23 protein-coding genes are annotated in these 26,061 nt (G+C 48.8%); 10 read left to right on the top strand and 13 right to left on the bottom strand.

Features of this window, described 5'->3' with window-relative positions:
- The 4 genes from NYE36_RS01965 to gerKA all read right to left on the bottom strand — a co-directional run bounded on the left by NYE36_RS01965 (position 1) and on the right by gerKA (position 5,490).
- Positions 1-1,326: an LLM class flavin-dependent oxidoreductase gene (locus NYE36_RS01965; RefSeq protein ID WP_094032085.1), complete on the bottom strand. Its 1,326-nt coding sequence runs from the start codon at positions 1,324-1,326 to the stop codon at positions 1-3.
- 167 nt (positions 1,327-1,493) lie between these two features.
- Entirely contained in the window at positions 1,494-2,612 is a 1,119-nt protein-coding gene (locus NYE36_RS01960) for a GerAB/ArcD/ProY family transporter (RefSeq protein ID WP_012116790.1), read from the bottom strand.
- A gap of 24 nt (positions 2,613-2,636) precedes the next feature.
- Entirely contained in the window at positions 2,637-3,863 is a 1,227-nt protein-coding gene (locus NYE36_RS01955; RefSeq protein ID WP_094032066.1) for a Ger(x)C family spore germination protein, read from the bottom strand.
- The gene (gene gerKA, locus NYE36_RS01950) at positions 3,850-5,490 is read right to left on the bottom strand and encodes a spore germination protein GerKA (RefSeq protein WP_265451403.1); all 1,641 of its coding nucleotides are present in this window, start codon (positions 5,488-5,490) and stop codon (positions 3,850-3,852) included. The genes NYE36_RS01955 and gerKA overlap by 14 nt, the downstream gene beginning before the upstream one ends.
- 121 nt (positions 5,491-5,611) lie before the next feature.
- On the opposite strand from gerKA, the gene NYE36_RS01945 reads away from it, so the two are divergent.
- The gene (locus tag NYE36_RS01945; protein ID WP_094032064.1) at positions 5,612-5,833 is read left to right on the top strand and encodes a hypothetical protein; all 222 of its coding nucleotides are present in this window, start codon (positions 5,612-5,614) and stop codon (positions 5,831-5,833) included.
- A gap of 92 nt (positions 5,834-5,925) precedes the next feature.
- Here the strand turns inward: NYE36_RS01945 and NYE36_RS01940 are convergent, their stop codons facing one another.
- Positions 5,926-7,671, bottom strand: a complete 1,746-nt coding sequence (locus NYE36_RS01940) for a right-handed parallel beta-helix repeat-containing protein (protein ID WP_265451402.1) — start codon at positions 7,669-7,671, stop codon at positions 5,926-5,928.
- Positions 7,672-7,949: 278 nt separating this feature from the next.
- On the opposite strand from NYE36_RS01940, the gene NYE36_RS01935 reads away from it, so the two are divergent.
- Positions 7,950-9,428 (top strand): peptide MFS transporter, encoded by a 1,479-nt coding sequence (locus NYE36_RS01935; RefSeq protein ID WP_012116786.1) that lies wholly within the window; start codon positions 7,950-7,952, stop codon positions 9,426-9,428.
- Positions 9,429-9,476: 48 nt separating this feature from the next.
- Here NYE36_RS01935 and NYE36_RS01930 read toward each other — a convergent pair whose 3' ends face one another.
- From NYE36_RS01930 to NYE36_RS01915, 4 genes are read right to left on the bottom strand one after another with little or no spacing between them, the layout of a single operon-like run.
- On the bottom strand, positions 9,477-9,938 hold the full coding sequence (locus NYE36_RS01930) for a hypothetical protein (RefSeq protein WP_007410251.1): 462 nt from the start codon (positions 9,936-9,938) through the stop codon (positions 9,477-9,479).
- A complete protein-coding gene (locus tag NYE36_RS01925; protein ID WP_007410250.1) occupies positions 9,938-10,165 on the bottom strand; it encodes a non-oxidative hydroxyarylic acid decarboxylases subunit D in 228 nt (75 codons plus the stop codon). The genes NYE36_RS01930 and NYE36_RS01925 overlap by 1 nt, the downstream gene beginning before the upstream one ends.
- A 17-nt stretch (positions 10,166-10,182) precedes the next feature.
- On the bottom strand, positions 10,183-11,604 hold the full coding sequence (bsdC, locus tag NYE36_RS01920; protein ID WP_012116784.1) for a phenolic acid decarboxylase BsdC: 1,422 nt from the start codon (positions 11,602-11,604) through the stop codon (positions 10,183-10,185).
- A 2-nt stretch (positions 11,605-11,606) separates the two neighbouring features.
- On the bottom strand, positions 11,607-12,221 hold the full coding sequence (locus NYE36_RS01915) for a non-oxidative hydroxyarylic acid decarboxylases subunit B (protein ID WP_094032062.1): 615 nt from the start codon (positions 12,219-12,221) through the stop codon (positions 11,607-11,609).
- Between the two features lie 91 nt (positions 12,222-12,312).
- Between NYE36_RS01915 and NYE36_RS01910 the strand changes: the two genes are divergently transcribed.
- The 6 genes from NYE36_RS01910 to NYE36_RS01885 all read left to right on the top strand — a co-directional run bounded on the left by NYE36_RS01910 (position 12,313) and on the right by NYE36_RS01885 (position 17,060).
- Entirely contained in the window at positions 12,313-13,185 is an 873-nt protein-coding gene (locus NYE36_RS01910) for a LysR family transcriptional regulator (protein WP_015416796.1), read from the top strand.
- 128 nt (positions 13,186-13,313) lie between these two features.
- Positions 13,314-14,111, top strand: a complete 798-nt coding sequence (gene tcyA / locus NYE36_RS01905; protein WP_015416795.1) for a cystine ABC transporter substrate-binding lipoprotein TcyA — start codon at positions 13,314-13,316, stop codon at positions 14,109-14,111.
- Complete coding sequence (locus tag NYE36_RS01900) at positions 14,098-14,802, top strand: amino acid ABC transporter permease (RefSeq protein WP_003156375.1); 705 nt, start codon at positions 14,098-14,100, stop codon at positions 14,800-14,802. Before tcyA ends, NYE36_RS01900 begins: the two co-directional genes overlap by 14 nt.
- A gap of 12 nt (positions 14,803-14,814) precedes the next feature.
- Entirely contained in the window at positions 14,815-15,558 is a 744-nt protein-coding gene (tcyC, locus tag NYE36_RS01895; RefSeq protein WP_007410246.1) for a cystine ABC transporter ATP-binding protein TcyC, read from the top strand.
- Between the two features lie 99 nt (positions 15,559-15,657).
- Positions 15,658-16,287 (top strand): YitT family protein, encoded by a 630-nt coding sequence (locus NYE36_RS01890; protein WP_039252812.1) that lies wholly within the window; start codon positions 15,658-15,660, stop codon positions 16,285-16,287.
- A gap of 98 nt (positions 16,288-16,385) precedes the next feature.
- Positions 16,386-17,060: a 4'-phosphopantetheinyl transferase superfamily protein gene (locus NYE36_RS01885; RefSeq protein ID WP_039252813.1), complete on the top strand. Its 675-nt coding sequence runs from the start codon at positions 16,386-16,388 to the stop codon at positions 17,058-17,060.
- Here NYE36_RS01885 and NYE36_RS01880 read toward each other — a convergent pair.
- On the bottom strand, positions 17,055-18,365 hold the full coding sequence (locus NYE36_RS01880) for a PLP-dependent aminotransferase family protein (RefSeq protein WP_039252814.1): 1,311 nt from the start codon (positions 18,363-18,365) through the stop codon (positions 17,055-17,057). The two genes, NYE36_RS01885 and NYE36_RS01880, sit on opposite strands and share 6 nt — an antisense overlap.
- A 121-nt stretch (positions 18,366-18,486) precedes the next feature.
- Here NYE36_RS01880 and NYE36_RS01875 point away from each other — a divergent pair, with 121 nt between their 5' ends.
- Positions 18,487-19,446: a DMT family transporter gene (locus NYE36_RS01875; protein ID WP_039062794.1), complete on the top strand. Its 960-nt coding sequence runs from the start codon at positions 18,487-18,489 to the stop codon at positions 19,444-19,446.
- Positions 19,443-19,982, top strand: a complete 540-nt coding sequence (locus NYE36_RS01870) for a YcxB family protein (protein ID WP_265451400.1) — start codon at positions 19,443-19,445, stop codon at positions 19,980-19,982. Before NYE36_RS01875 ends, NYE36_RS01870 begins: the two co-directional genes overlap by 4 nt.
- 34 nt (positions 19,983-20,016) lie before the next feature.
- Here NYE36_RS01870 and NYE36_RS01865 read toward each other — a convergent pair whose 3' ends face one another.
- From NYE36_RS01865 to srfAC, 3 genes are all read right to left on the bottom strand, one after another.
- Positions 20,017-21,327 carry an aminotransferase class I/II-fold pyridoxal phosphate-dependent enzyme gene (locus tag NYE36_RS01865; RefSeq protein WP_265451399.1) on the bottom strand — a complete coding sequence of 437 codons (1,311 nt, stop codon included), beginning with the start codon at positions 21,325-21,327 and terminating at the stop codon, positions 20,017-20,019.
- 121 nt (positions 21,328-21,448) lie between these two features.
- A complete protein-coding gene (srfAD, locus tag NYE36_RS01860) occupies positions 21,449-22,180 on the bottom strand; it encodes a surfactin biosynthesis thioesterase SrfAD (RefSeq protein WP_265451398.1) in 732 nt (243 codons plus the stop codon).
- Between the two features lie 19 nt (positions 22,181-22,199).
- Positions 22,200-26,036 (bottom strand): surfactin non-ribosomal peptide synthetase SrfAC, encoded by a 3,837-nt coding sequence (gene srfAC / locus NYE36_RS01855; RefSeq protein ID WP_265451397.1) that lies wholly within the window; start codon positions 26,034-26,036, stop codon positions 22,200-22,202.
- Positions 26,037-26,061 lie beyond the last annotated feature (25 nt).

The raw sequence follows: 26,061 nt of genomic DNA, 5'->3' as shown, positions 1-26,061 counted from the left end.
TTAGTCGGCATATCGGTTTGCCGGTTTTTCCAGTCCGAAATGTTCTCTGAGCGTCGTTCCTTCATACTCTTTTCTGAACACGCCCCGTTCTTGTAAAATCGGAATCACTTTGTCTACAAAAAGAGTGAGACCTTCAGGCAAAAGCGGCGGCATGATGTTGAAGCCGTCACAAGCTTGTTTTCCGACCCATTCTTCCATCTTATCGGCAAGCTGTTCCGGCGTTCCGACAAAGATATGATGGCCTCTTGAACCCGCCACATATTTGTACAGCTCGCGGATGGTCATGTTATCGCGTTTGGCCATCTCCTGAACGAGCTTGAAGCGGCTTTTAACGGCATTCGACGCATCCGCATCCAATTCAGGCAGCGGGCCGTCAAGCGGGCAGGCGGAAAGATCGACGCCGCCCAGATAGTTTTGCAGAATGTTCAGGCCGACAGACGGAATGATGAGGTCTTGGAGCTCTTCATATTTTGCCTGCGCTTCTTCTTCGGTATCGGCGATAACGGGAAAAATTCCCGGCATGATCGCGATTTTTTCAGGATCACGGCCGAAAGAAGCCGCTTGTTCTTTAATAGATTGATAGAATTCCTGCGCGGATTCCAAATGATTTTGCGCGGTGAAAATGACCTCCGCCGTTTTGGCGGCCAGCGCTTTTCCGTCTCCTGATGATCCGGCCTGAATAATGACCGGGCGCCCTTGAGGTGTGCGGGCGACATTTAACGGCCCTCTCACGGAGAAATATGTTCCTTTATGGTTCAATTCATGCATTTTGCCTTTATCGAAAAATGCTCCTGATTCTTTGTCACGGATAAAGGCGTCTTCCTCCCACGAATCCCATAATCCTTTGACGACTTCAACGAATTCTTCCGCGCGCTGATATCTGAGATGGTGCTCAAGATGCTTTTCGCCGCTGAAATTAAGCGCGGTCGATTCAATCGAAGATGTGACGACATTCCAGCCCGCGCGGCCGTTGGAAAGATGATCAAGTGATGCAAATTGTCTCGCGATATGGAACGGTTCGCTGTATGTGGTAGACGCGGTCGCCGTCAGACCGATGCGGGATGTGACCTGAGCGAGCGCCGACAGAAGCGTAAACGGCTCAAAGCGCGTCAGCACATTCGGATGTGATTTGCCGTCTATTGATAAACTGTCCGCCAAGAACAGCATGTCCAATTTCCCCCGCTCCGCTGTTTTCGCCAGTTCTTTGAAATAATCCAAATTCATGCTCGCGTCCGCCGGTGCCTGAGGATGTCTCCAAGAAGCGACATGATGGCCGGTGCCCGCGAGAAACACACCGAGTTTGATTTCTTTTTTCTTTGTCATGATGGATCTCCTTCTATTCTGAAATACGGTTCGGAACTTATTAACACCACTAAACCTATATTTCCTAGTAATTTTATAAGAATAAATCAAAATGTACAATTGTCAGGCAAGTTTGTCAATGCATTAAGACAAAAATCATGATTTTAAAATAACCCGGCGCACCGGCCGGGTTATTTCTTCGAAACTGTATAGACGGTCCCTTTGACCTTTTTCTTAATAACGGCAATGATAAGCAGCAAAACGGGGAACAGCACTTGAAACGGAAGATGAATATAGATTGGCACAATGTTTAAGCCTTCATTCATATGTTCCGAAAAATTGCTTGCGATGCTGATGGAGAGAATCAGCACCCCCAATCCGACCGGGAAGGCCAGCTGGGACGGATTTTTTTCTTTAAACAGCGTGGACACGCCCACGACAACCGCATATGTAAAAAGGCTGACTTTGAAAAAACCGCCGATGACGAGCACGAGCATGAAAAAGACATCCAGCCGGTCTAAAAACTCTTCCACTTTAATTGTCTGTATGGTGCTCAGCAGCGGAAATTGAGAGCGGAGCATTAAGTTGACGTCCAGCACACAAATATTAATCGCCACTGACATTGCCAAAAACAGCCCGCTGATGATAATCGCCAGAAATCCGGTTTTCTTCACCTTTTTCCGATCTTTTAAATAAGGGAAAATCATGACAAACACGATTAATTCACCGAACGGGATGAACATCGTCTGTTTAAACACGGAATAAATGACCGTTCCTGCACCCTCCGCTAAAACGGGCTGGAGAAATCTGAGGTTTATCGTGCCTGAGCTGATAATGAGGATCAGCCCGACGGCTGTCAGGAAATACATAATGCCAAACAGCAGCTCGCCGGCTCTCGCTATCACTTCAATTCCCTTTCTGACCGCAAATATCGCGGCGATCATCAGCATGGCATTCACAATTAAAATCGGCGTGTCCTGATAGGCGAAGGTGACAAGCATTTCGCCGAAATCCCGCAATACGCGGGCGGCGATATAAGCAAAATAGAGAATATAAAGAAGGGAGACCGCCCAGCTCAGATGTCTGCCGATCAGTTCGTTCATGTAATCTCTCGGAGAAGACTCAGGAAAAAATTGATACAGCGCCTGATAAACGTAGAAAAGTCCGAGACCGATAACGCACCCGAGAAGCACGGACAGCCATGCATCCCGCCCGGCCATCGTGCCCGGCGGGATCAATAACGAACTGCCCAATTCAAACAAAATGATCATAATAAACAGCTGACGCGTGCCGATTTTCGCATTTTCCATACGCTTCGCTCCTTTCTCCTCAAATCAATCATGCTCAAGCTTGTCTGAGAGAGGATTATTCCGCAAGCCCGTTCTTCTGATAATGACTTCCGTTTTGACATCTACGGGGAGATTGGGGAAATATTCTTCATCCCACTTCCCTTTGAACTTTTTCCATTTGTCCGGATGCTTCCGATAGATCAGGTCTCCGAAGCCGACGAAGTCATTCTTATGGGCTTTTATATCTTCAATCGATTTGGTGATATCTTTCTCAAGCTGCACGCTGAGCGCCTTTTGCATCGTCATCAGCACTTGCGGATCAGACAGATGGAAAGGGTATCTGATAGCGTCCACCAGCCCCTCGACCTGAGCATGCACGTGAATATGCGGTTTTCCGTTCGGAAAAGTGGCCGTCACCTTTGTATTCTGGCGGGTGACCTGCAGACTGATTGCATGCTTCACGTTCTTCCAATCCGCATTGATGAACGTATGCTTGATCCTATTGAGCAGCCATACAGCCCCCACACTGTCGTCATCCTCAATCCAGTAATCCAGCCTCCCATCCTTTTTGAACACCGCCAGTCCGTCCGCTGACAGCACTGCTTTCGGTTCAGTTGTCTGCGTATTTTCCATCGTAGGACCGGCTTTATCGTCTCCGTGCATTTCATAACCAGGAATAAACGGCGACCCGGCCGGAGAAGCGAGATCAATCAGAACGTCCTGAAGGCTGGTTTTAATGACTCTGCCGTATTGTTCCTGCGTGAAGCTGAGCGTCTTGTTCACTTTATTGGAAGGGATTTTATCAATCGGCGTCAGCACTTTAATAATGTCTTCAGCCTTGCAATTATGCGCGATCACAACGGTTGCGGTCGTCCTGAATTCAGTGTCGCGGTCAAGATTGTCCAGAATAAAACTGAGCCCTTCCTCTTTCGCCAGTTTTTCACTGAACACCACGAGATTCGTATGCGCAAAATAGAGCCTTCTGGACACTTTCATCGAGCCTTTTCTCAAAGCTTCCGTCATATTGTCTCCGGACACCGAATAGACGGAAACCGGAGGCCGGTCTCCCGCTCCGCCGCCCTGCAGACCGCCGGCCACGTTTCCCGGATTGATAATTTGCAAGTGAAGGACGTATTTTCCCGTTTCGGTTCGGTCAATACCGATGGCGGAGATCACCGCTAGATCGGTAAGCTCCCTTTTATCCCAGCATCCGGATACAAACATAAGGGAAACCATCGTACAAAGGATAAGCATCCATTTACGTCTTTTCATTACCGTCGCCCTCTTCTACATCTTTATTAACCATTCCTCTGGATGTCTTCGGTTTCGGTCTTTGATGTTCCCCTTGGCGCCTGTTGTTTTCCTGCACGAGCAGTCCCGGCCTTTTTTCATCCGCCCATAACGGAGCTCGGAGGAGGGAATCTTTCAGCCCGCCCGGGGTTAAAGGAGCGAGCGGGGACATATACGGAAATCCGAATGAACGCAGGCCGCACAGATGGACAAACATCATGATAATGCCCAGAATCAGCCCGTAAAATCCCATGACCGCCGCCGACAGAATAAAGAGAAACCGGATCAGCCGCGCAGATATCGCCATGTCAAAAGCCGGGGTCGCAAAGCTGGCAATCGCCGTCAGGGCGACGACGATAACCATGGCTGGGGAAACAATGCCGGCCTGCACGGCGGCCTGGCCGATGACAAGCGCTCCGACTATGGAAACGGCGGAGCCGACAACTCTCGGAAGCCGGACACCCGCTTCCCTGAGAATCTCAAAGGCCACTTCCATCGTCAGCGCTTCAATCACGGCCGGGAACGGCACCGTCTCCCGCTGGGCCGCGATGACAATCAGCAGCTGCGTCGGAATCATTTCCTGGTGAAAGGTCGTCGCCGCCACATAAATCCCCGGCGCCACCAGTGAAATGAAGAAGATCAAAACCCGCAGCACCCTGATGCTAGTGGCGATATCAAATCGTGAATAATAATCTTCAACGGATTGAAAAAATTGGATAAATAAGGCCGGCGCGATGAGAACGAACGGCGTTCCGTCCACGATAATCGCAAATCGTCCTTCCAGCAGATTCCCCGCCACGACGTCCGGCCGCTCCGTATGATATACGGTGGGAAACACAGAAAACGGCGCGTCTTCAATGAGCTGTTCAATGTAGCCGGATTCCAGAATGCTGTCGATGTCAATGTGCTTCAGCCGCTTGCGGACTTCCTTAATCAGCTTTTTATCGCAAATTCCGTTAATATACATCAGCGCGACATCCGTATTCGTTTCGTGTCCGATCTCCATTTTTTCAACCCATACATCAGGCGTTTTTACATACCTGCGGATCATGGAAATATTGGTTTGCAGAGATTCAGTGAATCCCTGCCGCGGGCCGCGGAAAGAGACCTGAGTGCTCGGCTCTTGAATGGACCGGTGCTCTCCCCCTTCCGTGCTGGCGATCAGCGCCTTGTCAGCCCCGTCGACAAAAATGAGCGTGCTGCCCGCCACCAGCCCGGCATAAAGACTTTTCCATTTTTCTTCCTCTTTCACCCCGCCGATCGCAAGCGTTTTATCGTATATCAGGCAGACCGCTTGTTCCGGCTGAACGGACGGAATGTCGATTAAATCCTCCAGAAGGGATTGGCTGACGAGCTGTTCGTCTACCAAACCGGCGATATACACAATTGCAGCCGGAAGCTCTTCTTTTCCGATTTTCAGCCGGCGGATGACGACATCGGCACTGTTGCCGAACCTCTCAGACAGCTTCTTCATATTTTGCTTTAAGCTGAGGGAGATCGGCTCATCCCGCTCTTTGTCCGGCTGGCTGTCCGCTTCTTTCCTGCCTTCATTGTCACGGTCGTTTTGATCGGCTTTTTTTTGTTTCTTCTGTTTAAAAAATGGCGGCATATCGCAAAAAACCTTTCCTCGTTTTTTTCATATTCTTCCTGTACGGCAAAAGATTATGCACGGCGGAAAGTCTGTATAAGTTTTGCGTAATCGAAAAGGATAAAAAGGGAGAGTGTTGCTCATGAAAATATTGGGAGTTTCATTTTTTTTGCTGGCTGCCTGTCTGGTGATTTCAATCGCGATGGATATGCTGCAAGGTTTCAGTTTCTATGGAGCGGTCCAAAACAACCTGTCCGCTTTTAAATTGACCACCTTCTCAGAATGGCTGATGCTGTTTTTATTCGCCCTCTTTTTAATCAGAGAAATGATCGCTTTATATAAATCAGGTAAAAAAGATGCCTGACAGGCGCACGGCTGTATTGTGTCAAAAAAGAACACATCCCTCCTTCTTTCGGAGTTCATGTGTTCTTTTTATTTTTCCGATGCAGATTGTTTTCAGATGACGATATTTCCGCTGTCCGTATCTGTCGTGTGTTTCACAATGACGCCTCTGATTATGCGGTTGCCGATGATTTTAGTACTTGCGGAGGAATTGGTTTGGATGGCGGAAGCAAAAGCGGCGGAAAGGTTGTTGATGGTATTGCCCGACACGAGGGAATTGGAGGCTCCGTTCAGATAGATGCCGATCGGGCTGCCCGCCGTTCGGTTGATCGTGAGCGTATTGTCTATGACTTCATGCGTGCCTGAATTCAGATACACGGTAACGATAAGCGGTGATGATTCAAAACGGTTGCTGATGACAGAGGTTCCCGAGGATGTTGAACTGAAAATGGGATAGTTTTTGTAGCTTTTGAAGAGATTTCCCTTGATGACAGCCCTGGCGTCATTTGTCACAGATACGGCATAGGACTCCGCGGCGCCCTGATACGCATTCGGAATGAGCGTATTTCCTTCAATAACGGCATTTCCGCCTGTGACCCATATGCCCCGGCTGAACGATTTCAGCACATTTTGTTTTACGGTGATATTGCCGGCCGACATGCTGATTCCGTCCGTTACCTGATTCAGAGTATTATTCATAAAGACGGCATTTTCCGACAGCGTCGCCCGCATCCCCGTGCTTCGTCTCGTTTCGGAACGTCCGTTTTCAATGACATTGCCGTCAACGGTCACATCTTCCGCCTGATAGACGGAAATGCCCGTATTTTCAAATTGACTGATTTTGTTATGGGTGACGAGGACGCTTTTTCCCCTTACATCTATTCCGGTGGAAAAACCGGTAATCAGATTGTTGGAAATAACGGCATTGCTGCTGTCCTGTCCCTGTGACACACCTTGTCCGGCGACTGCGGTCCTTGAGCCGCCGTCTGACCGAAAGAAGACATTCCCCGAAATGACGGTATGTGCCCCATACCCGTAGCTGATTGTGTTATCGGAATGATTTCCTTCAATTAACACATGATATCCGTTAAAATTGGTGACTGAGCTTGCGGCGTTTCCGGAAAAGAAGTTGTTGCGTACCGTAATATGAAGAGCTTCTTCATAATCAATATCGCCTTCTCCGTACGATTCAATATCGATTCCGAATTTCGGAGCCGTTCCGTTCCCTTGCCCGGCGTCTTCAATCACGCATTCTTCCACCGTAACGGTATTGCAGCCGGTGATTGAAATGTTGTTTCGCCTTGACTGCCTGATCTCACAGCGGCGGATGGTCACCTGTTCTGAAGTTTCGTAATCACTGTTTGTTTTTAACCCGAGCGGGCTGACAATAATGCCGTCTCCCGTAAAATCCGAAATCTTCACATTTTCGATCAGCACATTGCTGCTGCCTTCAATACAGATTCCAAACCCCCATTCATGGGTCGAACGCAAAGGGACATTGGTATACGTGTGTTCATCCCGTTCGCCGATGATCCGGCCGCCGGTGATGGTGACATTTTCCCGCCTGCCTATATAGAAAGCCGAGTAGCCCCAAGAGCTGTTCGGCGCCACTTTAATCGTGCATTCCGGATCTAAAACGATGGTGAGATGGCTCGGCACGTTAATCCCGGCGTTCCGAAACGGCTGGCTGCTGTCCCCGCCAAGCGTGCCGTTGATTTTATACGTTCCCGGCGGAAAAAACACCGTATGACAGCCTTCGCTGACGGCCTTGGCCAAGCATTGGTTGATGGCGCCCGTCACATCGGTTTTTCCGTCTGCCGCCACACCGCAATCCGTAATATCCAATATACGATTCGGCAAGTGATAATCTCCTCCTTCCTCTCTTATTGTCATCTTATTCCGCCATATCCCGCTCCGCCTGTACATACTTTAAATTTTATTAAAAAAGTTTATAAAGATAGTTTAGTCAGATAATATAACAAAATAAGTCATTGGAATCAGGAAAATTCGTCTATATTCAACGTTTTAATATCTTTTCATTCTGGAATTTTTTGAATTCAGTATAAATTATATTGACACAAGTATTATATAAGAATATGATTTTTGTAATACACTTTTTTAAGAAAGGGTTGGCTCAGGTGGCATCTATTGATAAGGACTCTATAACAGAAACTGTGCCGCAACGAGGCTTTTTCGGTCATCCCCGCGGCTTGTTCACACTGTTTTTCACCGAATTTTGGGAGCGTTTCTCCTACTATGGTATGAGAGCCATATTGCTTTACTATTTATATACGGAAGTCGCTCATGGCGGTCTCGGCTTTGATAAAACGACCGCAGTTGCCATCATGTCCATATACGGGTCTCTCGTATACATGTCGAGCGTCATCGGCGGATGGCTGGCCGACCGGGTATTCGGCACGGCAAACACCGTATTTTACGGCGGAATTTTAATTATGTTCGGGCACATCGCTCTTGCCTTCCCTGGCAGCACGGCGGCGTTTTTTACCAGCATGGCTCTGATCATTATCGGAACCGGCCTGCTTAAACCAAACGTATCCAGCGTTGTCGGAGATTTATATACGAAGGAAGACGAGCGCCGCGACTCAGGTTTCAGCATCTTTTACATGGGGATCAACCTCGGCGGATTGCTTGCGCCGCTAATTGTCGGAACACTCGGACAGAAGTACAACTACCACTTAGGCTTCGGATGCGCCGCGGCCGGTATGTTCCTCGGACTGATTGTTTTCGCTCTTACGAGAAAGAAATACCTCGGCAAAGCAGGCTCCAATGTACCGAATCCGATTTCTAAATCATCAGTGATCGGCACGGGAATCGGAGTGGTCATCGCAGCAGCCGTTATCATCGTTCTGATTCAAACCGGCTGGCTGACGATCCAGCGTGTGATTGATACCGTCAGTATCCTCGGCATTGTCATTCCGGTTATTTACTTTATCGTGATGTTCACGAGCAAAAAAGCGACGAAAACGGAAAAATCACGGCTTGCGGCTTATGTTCCGCTGTTTGTTGCAGCGGCAATGTTCTGGGCGATTCAGGAGCAGGGCGCGACGATTCTTGCTTTATATGCGGATCAGCGCACGAGACTTTCCTTTGCGGGCATGCATCTTGAGTCTTCATGGTTCCAGTCTCTGAACCCATTATTCATCGTTATTTTCGCGCCGGTCTTCGCCTGGATCTGGATGAAGCTCGGCAAACGCCAGCCTTCAACACCGATTAAATTCGCGATCGGCATTATCCTTGCCGGATTATCATTTTTAGTCATGGTGCTTCCGGTTATGGGCGGAAGCGGCGAGCTTGTGAGCCCGCTTTGGCTTGTGCTCAGCTTCCTTTTGGTTGTGCTTGGTGAGCTTTGCCTTTCACCGGTCGGTTTATCCGTCACAACGAAACTTGCGCCTGCCGCTTTCTCAGCGCAGACGATGAGCATGTGGTTTTTAACAAACGCCTGCGGTCAAGCCCTGAACGCAAAAGTAGTCGGTTTGTTTGATAAGATTTCTGAAGCGGCCTACTTCGGCTCAATCGGTCTTGTTTCGATCATTCTCGGTATTATTTTGATTCTTCTGTCTCCCGTTATTAAACGGGCGATGAAAGGCGTTCAATAACAGATAAAGAAAAGCCTGCGGAATCGTCCGCAGGCTTTTTTGATGCGTCTATTGTTTTAACTCCTCAAGTGTTTCTCTCCATCTCTTCAAGACATCTTCCGGTTCGTGGAGCTGGATGGCCGGTCCGGATGTCAGATCCGCGTATTTCGCCCGATCTTCCTTGACGGTGATCACGCGGCAGCTGAACCGTTCCCGCTCGTGTTTCGCCTCTTTCAGCGGCGGAAGCGCCTCACATTCCAATGTGACGTAATATGCGGCTCCTCCGTGCCAGGCGATGAAAAGAGCTTGTCCCGAATGCAGAAGGCTGCTTACGGTCGTCGTGTTTTTCCATAAGGCGAGCCGGAGATTTGTTCTGCTCACGGCCACGATTTCACCGGCGCTGATCATGGCCGCGTGCGGACGGCCTTCTTTTGTCACGGATTGGAGCACAAATGCGTCGTGCTGCTTTTTTTCAAGCTCCGTCCCGTCTAAAAGTGTGTAAAGCGCCTCCGGCAAGTGCTCCGTCAGCATTACGCTTTTCTTTCCGGAACAGCGGGAACATGTGCGGCCGTCTCCGTTTCTTTCGGATCAATTTTAAATGCCGGGTTGAATGCCGCCGGATTCGTGATGCTTTCCGGTTCACAGGATCTCCATGTGAAAAAGCAGGTTTGGCATTGGTAAATTTCCCAGGCGCCTTTGACCGGCGATTGGCTGACGGTTTCTCCTTTTTTCGATTCACAGCGCGGGCATGTTTTCATTGCAACCTCATCCTTTCTTATTGATTCATTAAGTCCATCAGTTTTTGTTCCCACTCTTTCGTTGTCAGCGGAGAATCAAGCGGCTGAGAATAATGGCCTCTTGTTTCCGGCGCGACAGGCGTCGTGGCGTCAAGAATCATTTTGTGTGTCATCCCTGCCGGATCAGACCCCGGGTCAAGCGGAAGGACGGACAGGTCAGGAATGATGACTGCATCGTGTTTCGGATGCATTTTCGTTGAGAGCGCCCACATGACTTGCGGCAGGTTAAACGGATCGACATCCTCATCCACGACAATGACCATTTTGCAGTAGCCGAGTCCGTGCGGCGTGGTCAGGGCGCGCATGCCGACCGCCTTGGCAAATCCGCCGTAGCGCGTTTTCGTTGAAATGATGGCGATCAGGCCGTGCGTATACATCGCGTTCACGGCGACAATTTCGTTCGGATAAGCTTCCTTGAGCTGCTGGTAAAGCGGCACGCACGTATTAATGCCGATCATATAATCGCACTCCGTCCACGGCATGCCTAAGTATAAATGTTCAAAAATCGGATTGTTTCTATGATATACCCGTTTGATTTTGATCACCGGCATGCTGCGGCCGCCTGAATAATGGCCCGTGAACTCACCGAAAGGTCCTTCGTATTCCCGTTCTCCCGCAAGGATCTCTCCTTCCAGAACGACTTCAGCGCCCCAAGGGATGTCTAAATCAGACAGTTTAGATTTGACGATTCTGTAGGGCTCCCCTTGAATCGCGCCGGCCATTTCATACTCGGATTGATCGTATAACAGCGGAGTTGAAGCAGCTGTCGTAATCACCGGCTCACAGCCGAGCGCGATCGTAACGGGAAGATTCACGCCGCGTTCTTCAGCTTGGCGAAGATGAATCGCAATATCATGCTGAGGCACGGGCTGAATGCCGAGGCGGTCTTTTCCCTTTACCTGCATTCTGTAAATGCCGACATTCTGCTTGCCGAAATTGTCCGGATCTTCAAGATCGCGGGAAATGACGCACGCTTTATCCAAATAATAGCCGCCGTCCCCCTGGTTGATTCTGAATAGCGGAAGGATGTCAAATAGATTGATATCTTCCGTTATTTCATTTTCATGAAACGGCGCGGTTTCTTCCCGTTTGACCGGCACCGGAAATGCATCGTACCGTTTGGCGAACTCAAAGAATTGTTCTTTAACAGGCGTATCTTTCGGCATGCCGAGCATCATTGCGTGATTCGGCCACGAGCCGATGACATTCAGAGCCACCTGCGCATGGTGATGTCCGTAAATATTGTTAAACAAAAGCGCAGGGGTTTTATCCCCGAGATTGCTGGCTGCACGCGCAGCGGCGCCCAGATCCGGCTCCGGTTTTACCTCTTCGTTGACTGTTAAGAGCTGCCCTTCTTTTTCAAGAGCGGCGAGAAATTCCCTAAAATCCTGATAGGCCATTATCAGATTCCTCCTTTTTGTTTTTCAATTCCGTACCACCGTTTCGCTTCCGGCAGACGGATGCCGAACTGATCGAGCGTCCGGAACACAATATGGTCGATCAATTCATCCATGTCAGCCGGCTTGTTATAAAATGCAGGCATCGGCGGAAGAATGACGGAACCCATTTTTGTAAGCGCTAGCATATTTTCTAAATGGATTTGGCTGAGCGGCGTTTCTCTAGTCAGCAGCACAAGTTTTTTCCGCTCCTTCAGGATGACGTCAGCCGCCCTTGTCAGCAGATTGTCAGCCATTCCGGTGCGGATGCTTGCCAGTGATTTCATGCTGCACGGAGCGATGATCATCCCGTCCGTTTCAAACGAACCGCTTGAAATCGCCGCGGCTTGGTCTTTGTGAGAATACGTATAGGATGCGAGTTTCTCGACATCTTTTAACGTATAATCGGTTTCATGTGTAATGGTGACATTTGCCCAAGGAGACACGACAAGATGGGTTTCGATCTCCGCGGCTTTTAAATATTCTAAAAGCCTGATCCCGAATATGGCTCCCGTTGCCCCGGTCATTCCGATGACGAGCTTCATATCGACCCCTCCCTTACGCTTGAAATGTGGTGTCAAAACCATCATACTCCTGATATATCCATATGAAAAATATTCGTTAAATCTATGTATCATACCTTAAAGGTATAACAGAAAGGAGCGCGTTCTCATGGATATCCGGCAATTGCGTTATTTCATCACCATTGCCCAAGAGCAGAAAATCACGACGGCCGCCAAAAAGCTTCATATGGCACAGCCGCCTTTAAGCAGACAGCTGAAACAGCTCGAAGAAGAATTGGGCGTCATTCTGTTTGACCGCAATAAAAAGAAACACATGACCCTTACATATGAAGGAAATGTCTTTTTGAAAAGAGCGAAAGAGATTCTTCATAAGTTTGAGGATGCCATTATCGAGGTACAAGAGCTGAAGGAGGAGGTGGCCGGGACACTTGCCGTCGGGTCAACCATTTACTGCGCCGCGCTCATGCTTGAGAAAGTGTCACAGATGAAAGAGCGGTTTCCGCATCTCACCTTTAACATTTGGGAAGATGAGCCTGTCTCACTGCTCGAGCTTCTGGAAACCCGGCAGATTGACGCCGCCGTCACCACCACCTTGATTAAAAACGACGGCATTGAATCGAAGGAGCTTGAAGACATTCCGTGTGTATTGGTGCTGTCCGAGCATTCAAAACGACTGTGCGGTGAAACGATTAAACTGAATGACATCGCCTCTTTGCCTTTGATCCTTTTGCGCACCGTCAATGGAAGAGGTGTGTATGACCAAGTCCTCCAAGTTTGTGAACAGTACGGTCTCGACCTTCAGGTTGTCTGTGAATGCCATGACTCCGCGACGCTCTTGAGCCTCGTATCATCAGGGTTCGGCGCCACAATTCTGCCTTTGACGATGATTCCCGTCCATATGCGCTCGCATGTCAAAACGGTTATCATCGAAGACAACCCGTTTGTCATGACACCGGCCGTCATCTGGAGAAAAGACAGCTATCTGCCGAAGCCGGTCAGACAGTTTTTGGAATTATTTTGATCCGGAACACGAAGAATTCCCGCTTATGAAAACCAATTACTTGACTCATACTAAAAAAAAGTTATCCTTTACAATTGGGAGCTATTTTTTCTCAATAAAACTACTCAGAAAAGTGGGGAATAAAGAAGATGAAAAAAGCATTATTCGCTTTGTTCATGATGGTCAGCATCGCAATGCTTGCAGCCTGCGGAAACTCACAGGACAGCGGATCTAAGTCAAAAGACGGCGATCTTTGGGCTTCTGTCAAGAAAAAAGGCGTACTGACCGTCGGCACAGAAGGAACGTACGAACCGTTTACCTTCCATGATAAAAAGAGTGACAAACTGACCGGATATGATGTTGAAGTGATTCAAGAAGTCGCGAAACGCCTCGATCTGAAAGCTGACTTCAAAGAAACGCAATGGGACAGCATGTTTGCCGGATTAAACGCGAAACGGTTTGACGTCGTTGCCAACCAAGTCGGCAAAACGGGCCGTGAGAACCAATATGATTTTTCGGATAAATACACAACGTCAAATGCAGTCGTCGTGACGAAAAAAGACAGCACGATTGCGAAAGAGGCTGATGTCAAAGGAAAAACAGCGGCTCAGTCATTAACAAGCAATTACAATAAATTAGCGAAAGAAGCCGGCGCGAAAATTGAAGGCGTTGAAGGCATGGCGCAATCCCTTCAGCTCATTCAGCAGGGCCGCGCTGATCTGACTTACAACGATAAGCTTGCCGTACTGAACTACTTAAAAACGTCCGGCAATAAAAACGTGAAAATCGCGTTTGAAGCAGGCCAGCCGCAGCAGACGTATTTCGCATTCCGAAAAGGAAGCGGCGAACTTGTGACTCACGTCAACAAGGCGTTAAAAGAAATGAAAGAGGACGGGACTCTTTCTAAAATAGCGAAAAAATGGTTCGGCGAAGATGTTTCTAAGTAACATGCCGGAACCCGTGATTGCAACAGCCATTCCTTGGGATCTGGTGCAGCAGTCATTCTGGCCGATTCTTTCCGGGGGAATCTATTACTCGATTCCCCTTACCATTCTTTCCTTTATTTTCGGGATGATCATCGCGCTGATTACGGCGCTCGCCAGAATGTCAAATATGAAACCATTGAGATGGGTGTTCAGCGTATACGTATCAGCGGTGCGCGGCACTCCTCTTCTCGTTCAATTGTTCATCATTTTTTATCTGTTCCCGACATTTAATATTACGCTGGACCCTTTCCCAAGCGCAGTCATCGCGTTTTCATTAAACGTGGGCGCCTACGCTTCTGAAATCATCCGGGCATCTATTTCATCCGTGCCGAAAGGGCAATGGGAAGCCGGTTATACGATCGGCATGACCTATCGCAAGACATTGTTCCGCGTGATCCTGCCGCAGGCGTTTCGCGTGTCCATTCCGCCATTATCAAATACATTTATCAGCCTGATCAAGGATACATCTCTCGCGTCACAGATTCTCGTCGCGGAGTTGTTCAGAAAAGCGCAGGAAATCGGCGCGCAAAACCTTGATCAAATCTTGGTCATCTATATTGAAGCCGCCTTTATTTATTGGATCATCTGCTTCTTGCTGTCAATCGTACAACACGTGATCGAACGGCGTCTCGACCGTTATGTGGCCAAATAAGGAGGTTTCGATATGCTTTCCGTCAAAGGATTAAATAAATCATTCGGACAGAATGAAATTTTAAAAAAGATAGATATGGAGATAGAAAAAGGGAAAGTCATCGCCATTCTGGGGCCGTCCGGTTCAGGAAAAACGACGCTTCTGCGCTGTCTGAACGCGCTTGAGATTCCCAATCGCGGCGAGCTGGCATTCTCCGATTTTTCAATAGATTTCTCCAAAAAAGTGAAGCAGGCTGATATTCTTCGCCTCCGCCGCAAATCAGGCATGGTCTTTCAGGCGTATCATCTGTTTCCTCACCGCACGGCGCTTGAAAACGTCATGGAAGGACCCGTTCAAGTGCAAAAACGCGACAAGGAGCAAGTCAGAAAAGAAGCGATGGAGCTTCTGGAAAAAGTCGGACTGAAAGACAAAATGGATTTATATCCGTTCCAGCTTTCCGGCGGTCAGCAGCAGCGTGTCGGCATCGCCCGCGCGCTTGCGATTCAGCCCGAGCTGATGCTGTTTGACGAACCGACGTCAGCGCTTGATCCGGAGCTGGTCGGCGAGGTGCTCAAAGTGATTAAGGATCTGGCGAACGAAGGCTGGACGATGGTCGTCGTCACCCATGAAATCAAATTCGCGCAGGAAGTGGCCGATGAAGTCATCTTCATTGACGGCGGCGTCATTGTGGAACAAGGACCGCCGGAGCAAATTTTCTCCGCGCCGAAAGAAGAACGCACGCAGCGGTTTTTAAATCGTATACTGAATCCTTTGTAGGAGCGGGAGAAGAAGCGAAACACTGATTTCGCTTCTTCTTTTTTTTGGCGGTTATGCTACAATGACAATTAATGAAATTTTATGAAAGAAGGGACCTCTTTGAAGCGGGAATTCTTGATGCGCTGGACGTTTTATTTTGCCGGTCTGTTAATTTTGTCTTTCGGGGTATCGTTAACCATTAAAGGAAAAGCTCTCGGCATCAGCCCTTGGGATGCCTTTCATTATGGGCTTTTTCAGCATTTCGGGTTTTCTGTCGGCCAATGGTCCATCGTGGTCGGCGCAGTCATCGTGGCTTTAACCTGCCTGTTCACAAGGACACTCCCGAAAATCGGCGCTATCTTAAACATGGTGCTGATGGGAATGTTTATTGATTTCTTTTCGTTTCTGCTTCCTGAGACGCACGCTTTTTCCTTAGCGGCCGTGTTTTTTTCTATCGGATTGCTGCTGATCGGCTGCGGCGTCGGTATTTACGTATCAGCAGGGCTCGGCGCGGGCCCCCGGGACTCTCTGATGATGCTGATATCTGAAAAAACGGGCTGGAACGTGCAATGGGTGCGGAACGGCATTGAGCTGACGATTCTTGCCGCAGCCTGGATGATGGGCGGACCGATCGGCGCCGGAACCATTATTACGGCTGTTTTGACGGGGCTGATTCTGCGTTTTTCTTTGCCGCAGTCCTCTAAACTGTTAACATACGCGATCTCCGGGCGGGCAACGTCCGTTCATTAAAAACAAAGCCGCAACGGTTTTGTTTTTTTATTTTCGGACAGCTTTCGTCTGATATGATAGGATGGTTTTGACAATATTTTCAGACGGAGGATCTGGACATGAAAATTTACGGAGTATATATGGACCGCCCGCTTTCTGCAGGGGAAGAGGATCGGATGATGGCGGCCGTGTCCGCCGAAAAGCGGGAAAAATGCCGGCGCTTTTACCATAAGGAGGATGCTCACCGCACCTTGATCGGCGACATGCTGATCCGCACCGCTGCGGCGAAGGCTTACGGACTTGATCCGGCCGGGATTTCATTCAGCGTTCAGGAATACGGAAAGCCGTACATCCCCGCGCTTCCGGACATGCACTTTAATATTTCCCACTCCGGTCGCTGGATCGTGTGCGCCGTTGATTCAAAACCGATCGGCATTGATATTGAAAAAATGAAGCCCGGCACGGTTGATATCGCCAAACGGTTTTTTTCGCCGACGGAATACAGTGATCTGCAAGCGAAACACCCCGATCAGCAGACCGATTATTTTTACCACCTGTGGTCGATGAAAGAAAGCTTTATCAAACAGGCCGGAAAAGGGCTTTCCCTGCCGCTTGATTCATTCAGCGTCCGCCTCAAAGACGACGGCCATGTGTCCATTGAACTTCCGGACGGACATGAACCTTGTTTCATCCGCACATATGAGGCGGACGAGGAGTATAAGCTGGCCGTTTGTGCGGCGCATCCCGATTTTTGTGACGGGATTGAGATGAAAACGTATGAAGAGCTGTTATAAGCAATCCGTCAGCATTTTGATGCCTCGCGTGATATCCCCTGTCTTGACGTTGGACACGTTGAGTTTGATGATATTTTCTTTCGGAAAATCCGATAGGTAATGGCTCTCAATCGGCTCCACCAGCACGCCTTGCGCTTTCAGACGCTGCACAACTCTTGAAGCGGAAAGGCTTTTCTCCAGCACGAGATGGGTATGGATCGACGTTTGCTTTACAGAAAAACCGCCGTACTCCTGCAGCGCGTTTTGGAGCAGCTCGGAACGTGCTCTGTAAGAGGCCCGGATTTTTTCTTTATGCCTTTTGAACATGCCGCTTTTGATATACACTTCAAGGGCCGCTTGGGATATCATCGAACAGTCGATATCGCTCAGCTTTTTATACGTATGGAAAACCGGGGCCAGCGAATCCGGGAGCACAGCCGCTCCAACACGCAGCCCCGGAAAAATCATTTTCGAAAAGCTTTTCAAATAAATCACGCGGGAAGACAGATCGTAGGCGTACAGCGGGTCTGCCTTCTGATTGTCCTCTAAATCTCCTAGGAAATCATCCTCAACCAAATAAACGTCATACGCCTCCGCTAATCGGACAAGCTCTCGTTTTTGCCATTCTGTCAGAGAGCTGCCGAGCGGATTATGAAATCGGGGCATCGTGTAAAAAAACTTAATTTCCTCCGTCTGAAACAGCCGCTCGACTTCCGCCATATCAAGCCCCTCAGCCGTCCGTTTAATGCCGCAGGCGGGAAGGCGCAGCGCTTCAAGCTGCTCCACCATCAGATGATAGCCCGGCTGTTCGATTAAAATCTTCTTTTTTCCGTTCGGAAACGGCATCAGAGACAGCAGGGATAACGCCTGCTGCACACCCGAGGTGATAAAAATGTTCCGCTCTTTTGCAAATACCTGATAATCGGATAACAGCCTCTGAAGCACCCGGATTAAAGACGGAAGCCCCTGCGGCGTGCCGTAAATGAACAAATCATTTTTATACATATCAATGGCTTTGTTGATGCAATGCTGAAAGTCGCGGTACGGAAAAATATCAGGGTCCGGCGCCGAGGCTGCAAAATCAATGATACCTGTTTGTTCTCGCTCCTGCTTTTTTTCATTTTTAATAAGATAGTAGCCGCTTTTCGGCACGGCATAAATAATGTGCCGTTTTTCAAGCTCCTGAAGCGCACGGATGACGGTGCTTTTACTGACGTGAAAACGCTCGGCCAGCTGCCTGATAGAAGGCAGCCGCGCCCCTTCCTGAAAAGTGCCGCCTTCAATGAGACTCTCCACTTCTATCATCACGTTCATATACTTTTCCATGCTGAACCTCCATCTGTACCGGTACAGTTTATCATTATTCTCATTGTACTGCTTCTTCCCTTCCCATACAATAAAAGGGAGCGGCCGGCGCTCGATCTCATTAAAGGAGTTCGTAAAGATGATTAATCAAAACCGTTTGGCTGCTGCTTACCTCGCTGCCATTTTAAATGCGCTGATTATCGGTTTTTCCTTTATATTTGTCAAGATTGCGCTTCAATCCGCCAATCCGTTTGATATATTGGCTCATCGGTTCACAGCGGCCTTCATCTGTGCAATGCTTCCTGTTTTATTCGGCTGGATCAAACTGTCCGTCAGCTGGAAAAATGTGCTGGCGATCTTGCCTTTGGCCCTTTTATATCCGGCTTTGTTTTTCAGTTTTCAGGCGTTCGGCCTTTTGTATTCTTCATCATCGGAAGCCGGTATCATTCAAGCCGCCATCCCGATTTTTACGATGCTGTTTTCGTCTTACTTTTTAAAGGAACGTCCGACATGGGCGCAAAAGGGATTCACATGCCTGTCAGTGGCCGGGGTGGTATTTATTTTCACAATGAAAGGGGTGTCCGCGGAATCGGCGAGTTTTAAAGGTGCTTTCCTGATCCTGTTGTCCGCGCTGTCCTCCGCCCTTTACAATACGGCAGCGAGACGCATGACCCAGCGTTTTTCATTGGGTGAGCTGACCTGGTGCATGTCTGCGATCGGCTTTGCTTCCTTCAACTGCATCGCTCTCTTCCGGCACGGAGCGGAAGGAACGATCGGGCAGTATTTTCTGCCCTTCCGCGATCCCGGTTTTATCGCAGCGATTCTGTATTTAGGCATTTTGTCTTCTCTCATTACATCATTGATGTCAAACTACGCGCTGTCCAAGATTGAAGCGTTTAAGATGAGCGCCTTTAACAATTTGTCCGTCATCGTGACGATGCTTGCGGGTGTCCTCGTTCTCCATGAGTCACTCCGCTGGTATCATATCGCCGGCGCCGTCTGTATCGTCATCGGAGTCTTGGGAAGTAATGCTTCAGGACGGCGGAAAAAAAGCATATTACGACATAGGGAAAAAATGAAAGGAAACGAAGACGGAATATGATCAACACACGAAATGAAAATATCTATCTCGCGGGCTGCTTAACATTTGCCGATGTAAGAAAACACTTTGCTTATCATCAAGGAAAATCCGCGGCTGTCTGTTTTTTGATTATGCTGCTGGCTTCTGCCATCTGTTTTGAAATGAACGGCCCGGTTACAGGCGGCACATGGGACGTCAGAGCTCTCCTGAATTTCCTTGCAGCTGTGATTCTCTCTTTGGCAGTCACGGTGATCGCAACGGCAATCTCATTCTTCCGTCTTTACAGAACATACAAAACGAATCAGCGGCTGAAATCTGCCAGAAGTATTACGATTCATCAGCTCGGAATCAGCCAAAAACAAAAAAACGCAAGCATTCTTTTTGAATGGGATGAACTGCTCTCGGCTAGGGAGCACAAAGATATGTTTCGATTACAAACATCGGGTTACGGAACACTTCTGCTGCCGAAACGACTTTTCTATTCGCAAAAAGATATCGCCGTTTTCAGGCAAATGCTCCGGGAAAATGTGAATGGGAAAGTAAATGTAACAGAATAAAAGACAAAAAGGAGGGTGCCCCCCTCCTTTTTTGTCAGCCTGATATTTCCGCCTGTTTCTGCAGCTGCTTTGCTTCCTGATAAATTTCTTCGAACAGATCCGCGATGTGTTCCTCTTCAACACATGAAAATGCGATTCGCAAATCGGTTTCATTAATGGATATCGTCCCGATTCCTCTCTTTTCAAGCAACGATACTCTCAATTCGCCGGCGTTTATGTCTTTCAGCCGGACACACATGAAATAACCAGAGTTAAACGGGTAAGGCGTCCATACGTCATCATAGTGCTTGTTTTCTGCAAGAACGGCTTTCACTTTGTCAGCCCGTTTTTTCATGATGTTATATTTCAGCGATTTTTCTTTCTCGTATTCCGGTGACTGCATCGCCCGCAGCATAAACGTTTGGGACGGGTGCGGGGCGCTTGAAATCGTTCCCCTGATAATCCCTTTTGTTTTTTCCTCGAGCACGCGCAGCGCTTTTTCGCTTTTTGTGCTGTACGTAATAAAACCGACGCGGAAGCCCCACGCGTAATTTTCCTTCGTCGCGCCGTCTATTTTCACGCAAAGCACCCGGTCGTGCACTTGGGCGAGTTTGCTGAAAATGGATTCCTGAATGGCCGTTTCATCGTAAAACAGATTGTAATACGCATCGTCTACGAGTACGACAATCTCTTTGCCGGCTTCTGCCGCCTCCAGGATCACGCTGACGATTTCTGCCGCTTCCTCTTCCCCCGGCGTGTAGCCTGTCGGATTATTCGGGAAATTCAGCACGACAATCGCCTTTTCTTCCTGCTTTTTCAGCAGCTCGGACAGCCCCGCCGCATTAAAACGCCCATCCTGCTGAAAAAGCGGGTACGTCTCAATGGATGCCTTGCGCCGGACACCGAAAATAAAATTGTAATTTCCCCAATATTTATCAGGCAGAAGCAGCGCATCCCCTTCATTGACGAACAAGTCGGCGGCGATGCTCAGCCCGTGTGTTAAAGCATTTGTCACGATCGGCGTGCTGATGTCTTTGCCGGCTAATGAAGGATTTTCGAGACGCATTTTTTTCAGCCATTCCTGCCTGAGCGGCTCTTTTCCCTGCGGCGGAGCATAATCGTAGATATCATCGGGGTTATAGGCGGACAGTGTCTCTTGAATATGGGAAAAGTGCATGGACTCGCCCTGTGAGGTGGCGATCCCGATCGTGGCATTATACTTTCCGGCCTTGGCTTTCGCTTCCGCCGATTGTGTCAGCACCCCTTTCGGATAAAACAACTCTCTGCCCAAATCAGAAAGCATATGAAGCACGTGCGGGTTTTCTTCAGACAATGTTCTGTTCAGCTCTTTTGCTGCATCATTCATGTACGACAATCCCTTCAAAATTATATTCCATCAAATCATAACATAAAATTTTTGATAAATGAGAAAACTCGCGGGCGGATTTTGTTACAAAAAACAGACAGCGAATGCTGTCTGTCATATCCTATAACAATTGGCCTGCAGTGCTCCTGTTAATAATCTCATAGATTCGTTCCGCCACTTTTTCAGTTTCATTTAATATGAACATGTGGCCGTCCGAAAACTCATGAAATACGGGATTGTCGGCCCATTTTTTCCATCCGTCCGCATCTTTGATACATTTTTTATCTTTCCGCCCGTTAAATATATGGACGGGTGATTGAATGATGTGAGAATCAGACGGACGAAAGCTTTCAAGCGCGCGGTAGTCGGATCTGAAAGAAGGCAGGAAAAATGACATGACCTCCTTATTCTCCACTAACTCCTGCGGCATTCCGCCAAGCTCGATAATATGGGCGAGAAATTTTTCATCATCAAGATGAGACACTTTTTTCCTTTCAACATGCGGCGGCTGAATGGCTGAGATGATCACGGCCTGCGGGTAAATGCCCTCCCGCTCCAGCTTTTGCGCCAGCCTGAAAGCGACCATGCCTCCCATACTGTGGCCGAACAGCACAAACGGGCGGTCAGGATGGAGATTCAACTCCTGCTTGTATAAACTGACAAGCTGTTCAAAATCCTCAACGGGGGACATTTGATTTGTTCCGTGTCCCGGCGGTTCCGCGGCAAGCATCTCACACTCACCTTGAAGATAGGTGTGGAGCGGGCGGAATGATGCGGAATAGCCTCCTGCGAACGGAAAACAGATAAGCTGCGTTTTTTCCGTGGTATCGAACGATTTAAAGAGCTGGACCATTGGCGGGCTTCCTCCTTTTCTATCGTGAAGCTGTCAGCTTCAGATGTTCCTTCCTTAGGAATTCGAGCAAATATGCCGCATTCCTTTCGAGACATTCTCCCTGAAGCATTTCTGCGTGAGTACCGCAGCCTTTTTTCACACGGTATTCACCTGTCGTGGCTTCCTCCCACGAAGCGAGCCACGGCGGCATCGCAAAGTCCGGTTCTGACGTTAATAGATCTATATCCGCTTTGACCGTGCCGGTGCTGACGGTATGCACAAAATAAGAATAAAACGCGGTTGTTTTTTTGGCGAGACCTTCTTTGACGGCTTCGTTATTCAGCGCTTCATTGTCCCGGTTTACCTTCATCAGCGCCTGGACATCACTTTCTACGGTGCGGCCTTCTAAGTCGCTGACGCCTTGTTTTTTATAAGAATCAACCATGATCAGCCGCTCCACTTTACGTCCTTCGGCTTCAAGCCGTTTGGCCGTTTCAAAGGCGAGCGTGCAGCCTGCCGAGTATCCGAACATCTTGACCGGTCCTTCCGGCTGGAGCTGATGGATCAGCTCTGTGTAGCGTTCGATGCGGTTGTCTTCCTCGATAAAATCAAACGCACAGATTCGAAAGCCGGACAGCTGTTTTGCCAGCGGCTGGTACATCAGCCCGTAACCGAGAACCGGCGGGAACGCAAACAGTGTGTCAGACTGATTTTTATTCATGATGGTGAGATCTTTCATTCCTTTTTCTTCACCGTGAAGCAGATAACCGGCAATGTCTGCGATTGTCGTCGCTTCGAATAACAGCTGCACCGGAATGTCAGTACCGAGCTCTTTTTTAATGCGCGACGCTGCCGTCATCGCTTTTAAGGAATGGCCTCCGAGCGCGAAGAAATCATCATGAATCCCGATCTGCTGTCTGCCGAGGATGTCGGACCAGATGTGTGCAATCGTTTCTTCCGTCGCGTTTCGAGGCCCGATCCATTCTTTCGCCAGCTGAGTCTGATCCGGTTTCGGCAGCTCCCGTTTATTGACCTTCCCGTTTGTCGTTAACGGAAGCTCCTCTAAGAAAGTAAAGGTTTGCGGCACCATGTAAGCAGGAAGCTGTTTTTTCAGGTGCCTCTTTACGTCTTCAGCTGAAAGCGGCGTCCGGTTCACGAGGTAGGCGTTGATTGATGCATCTCCAGACTCATGGCGGTCCGCAACAACGACCGCATCTTTCACACCCGGGTATTCCTGCAGCTGCTTTTCGATTTCTTCAAGCTCAATCCGGTGTCCGCGTATTTTGACCTGGTCGTCAATACGCCCGGCGTATTCAATTGTTCCATCCGGCAGCCAGCGTGCTAAATCCCCTGTGCGGTAAAGCATTTCTCCCGGCTTGAATGGATTTGGGATAAACGTTTGCTTCGTCAGGTCATGACGGTTCAGATACCCTTTTGATACACCCATTCCGCTGATGCACAGTTCACCGACAGCTCCGAACGGCTGAAGCTGATTTTGCCCGTTAAGAATATAAACACTGGCATTGCTGATCGGCTTTCCGATCGGCAATGAGGAAAGGGAATCCGGGATATCATGCACGACGTGAGCTGTCGCAAACACCGTTCCCTCAGTCGGCCCGTAGCAATTAATCAGCTTGCCAGGCCCCATGATCTCAAGCGCCTTTCTGACGTGAGGCACTGACGCGCGCTCACCCCCGAATAACACGCAGCGAAGCGCCTTCAGCCACTCCTCTCCCGCATCGGTGAGAAGATTAAAAAGTGCGGTTGTCGCAAACATGACATTGACATTCTCCTGCCGGATCAGATCAGTGAGCCGTTCTGTATCAAGCAGTGTATGTTCATCTGCGATAATGAGCCGTGCCGCATTCAGTATTGATGCGTAGAAATCAAAGGTAAATGCGTCAAAGGCGTAATTGGAAACAGATAAGAACGTATCTTTTTCAGAAAATGCCATGTAGTCTACATGCTTGACCAATCCTTGAATATTGGCATGAGTGGTGATATTGCCCTTTGGCTTTCCGGTTGTGCCGGACGTATACATAATATACGCCGGATCATCGGGATCAATTGCGGCTGCAGGATCGCTTGCCTGTTCCTCAAACCGTGCTCGATCATCGATGATGAGTGTTGTTCCTGTATACGGCAGCTGAGCCGCTTTTTCTTTCATCTCCTGATGTGTCAGCAGACAGGCTGCCGCACTGTCAGCCAGCATGTACGAGATTCGGTCCTCCGGCAGCTTCGGATCAACGGGCAGATAAGCCGCTCCCGCTTTTAATGCGCCGAGAATGCCGATCACCAGCTCAAGCGAGCGCTTCGTGTACAACGCGACAACGGTGTCCTTACCCGCACCTTGCTTTTGCAAACGGCGCGCAAGACGGTTCGCTTCCTCATCTAATTCACGATAGGAAAGAGTCTGGCCGGAATACGTAAGCGCCGGTGCATCAGGATTTACATTCACCGCTTCCTTGAACCAATCCGTCAGAGGCTTCGCCTGATGAGTCTGAGCCGGCGGGTTTAAGCCGGTAAGCAGAAGCTCTCTTTCCTTTTCATCCACAAGTCTGATCGTATTGACAGGCTGATCCGGCTTCTGGATGAGCTGCTGAATCGCTGTGAGAAGCTGAGATTTTAAGCGCAGGATAAACGCCTCATCAAACACATTCCCGTTATAGGCAAGCTTAATCAGCATCTCATCACCTGGAGAAGCCATCAGGTTGAGATCATAATTCGATTTCTCAAAAACATGGACGTCCTCCATATCAAAGCCGTTTTCACTGTTTTCTTCATTTTTTGCATCCTGAAGCGGATAATTTTCAAACACAATGATGTGGTCAATCAGCTTTGGCTGATCGGCCTGGCTTTGGATGTCATAGAGCGGCACATATTGATGCGGCTCAGACTGCAGCGATTGCTCCTGCAGCTGCTTGAGCAAGCCGTTAAATGTGGTATCCTCAGACAGCTTCACCCGCCTCGGGACAGCATTGATAAACAGCCCGACTATATGTTCAACGCCTTTGATTTCTGCGGGACGCCCGGAAACGACTGTGCCGAAGATCAAATCGCCGGACTGCTGGTAGCGGCTGATTAATACACTCCAAACCGCCTGAAGCGCCGTACTCAAAGTGGTATGCTGCGATTTTGCAAGCTCGGTAAATGCTTTTGTTTCCGCCTCCGGCAGTGAGAAGAGCAGCTCTTTCGGCTCATAGCCGTCCTTTTGTTTCTTTCTTTGCTCCGCAAATGTCGTTTGTCCTTCAAAATCTTCTAAGTACCCGCGCCAGTAATGCAGTGATGCTTGTTTATCCTGCTTTTCAAGCCACTTGATATAGTCTTTATACGGTTTGACCGGCGGCAGGCTGTACGGCTTTTGTTCGCGCAGGGCATTGTATACCTTAAACAGATCCTGCACGACGATGCCGAAGCACCAGCCGTCCAAAATGATGTGGTGGTAGCTCCACACCCATTCAAAGCTTTCTTCCGATTTTTTAAAAATGGCTGCCCGCATCGGAATATCCCGCGTCAAATCAAAACCCTTGATCTTATCCTGTTCTTTGTATTCATTGATTTTGGCTGTTTGCTCGCTGTCCGTTACATGTGTCAGATCGATTTCTTCTATCTGAAACTGCCGTTTTTTCAATACGACTTGGACCGGCCTTTTTACTTTTTCGTGAATGAACACGGTACGAAATACATCGTACCGGTCCATGATCACATTCATGCTTTCTTCAAGGCATCTGATATTCAAGCTGCCTTTTACTTTCATTGTCATTTGTTCGATGTAAAAACTTTGGCCGGGATTCAGGAGAGTATGAAACAGCATTCCCTCCTGCATCGGCGACAAATAATACATGTCCTGAACCTGATCTTTGCTGAATTGGCTCATCTGCTCCGCTCCCCCCTTCTGTGAT

This window comes from Bacillus sp. FSL R5-0593, from assembly GCF_038603755.1.
Classification (GTDB): domain Bacteria; phylum Bacillota; class Bacilli; order Bacillales; family Bacillaceae; genus Bacillus; species Bacillus velezensis.
This window is presented reverse-complemented; position numbering and strand designations above follow the sequence as displayed.

Excerpts from the sequence above, each read along its gene's own strand:
- NYE36_RS01960 (WP_012116790.1), bottom strand. The coding sequence starts at position 2,612 with ATGGAAAATGCGAAAATCGGCACGCGTCAGCTGTTTATTATGATCATT.
- NYE36_RS01955 (WP_094032066.1), bottom strand. The coding sequence starts at position 3,863 with ATGAAAAGACGTAAATGGATGCTTATCCTTTGTACGATGGTTTCCCTT.
- gerKA (WP_265451403.1), bottom strand. The coding sequence starts at position 5,490 with ATGCCGCCATTTTTTAAACAGAAGAAACAAAAAAAAGCCGATCAAAAC.
- NYE36_RS01945 (WP_094032064.1), top strand. The coding sequence starts at position 5,612 with ATGAAAATATTGGGAGTTTCATTTTTTTTGCTGGCTGCCTGTCTGGTG.
- NYE36_RS01930 (WP_007410251.1), bottom strand. The coding sequence starts at position 9,938 with ATGCTGACGGAGCACTTGCCGGAGGCGCTTTACACACTTTTAGACGGG.
- NYE36_RS01925 (WP_007410250.1), bottom strand. The coding sequence starts at position 10,165 with ATGAAAACATGCCCGCGCTGTGAATCGAAAAAAGGAGAAACCGTCAGC.
- bsdC (WP_012116784.1), bottom strand. The coding sequence starts at position 11,604 with ATGGCCTATCAGGATTTTAGGGAATTTCTCGCCGCTCTTGAAAAAGAA.
- NYE36_RS01910 (WP_015416796.1), top strand. The coding sequence starts at position 12,313 with ATGGATATCCGGCAATTGCGTTATTTCATCACCATTGCCCAAGAGCAG.
- tcyA (WP_015416795.1), top strand. The coding sequence starts at position 13,314 with ATGAAAAAAGCATTATTCGCTTTGTTCATGATGGTCAGCATCGCAATG.
- NYE36_RS01900 (WP_003156375.1), top strand. The coding sequence starts at position 14,098 with ATGTTTCTAAGTAACATGCCGGAACCCGTGATTGCAACAGCCATTCCT.
- tcyC (WP_007410246.1), top strand. The coding sequence starts at position 14,815 with ATGCTTTCCGTCAAAGGATTAAATAAATCATTCGGACAGAATGAAATT.
- NYE36_RS01885 (WP_039252813.1), top strand. The coding sequence starts at position 16,386 with ATGAAAATTTACGGAGTATATATGGACCGCCCGCTTTCTGCAGGGGAA.
- NYE36_RS01880 (WP_039252814.1), bottom strand. The coding sequence starts at position 18,365 with ATGGAAAAGTATATGAACGTGATGATAGAAGTGGAGAGTCTCATTGAA.
- NYE36_RS01870 (WP_265451400.1), top strand. The coding sequence starts at position 19,443 with ATGATCAACACACGAAATGAAAATATCTATCTCGCGGGCTGCTTAACA.
- NYE36_RS01865 (WP_265451399.1), bottom strand. The coding sequence starts at position 21,327 with ATGAATGATGCAGCAAAAGAGCTGAACAGAACATTGTCTGAAGAAAAC.
- srfAD (WP_265451398.1), bottom strand. The coding sequence starts at position 22,180 with ATGGTCCAGCTCTTTAAATCGTTCGATACCACGGAAAAAACGCAGCTT.
- srfAC (WP_265451397.1), bottom strand. The coding sequence starts at position 26,036 with ATGAGCCAATTCAGCAAAGATCAGGTTCAGGACATGTATTATTTGTCG.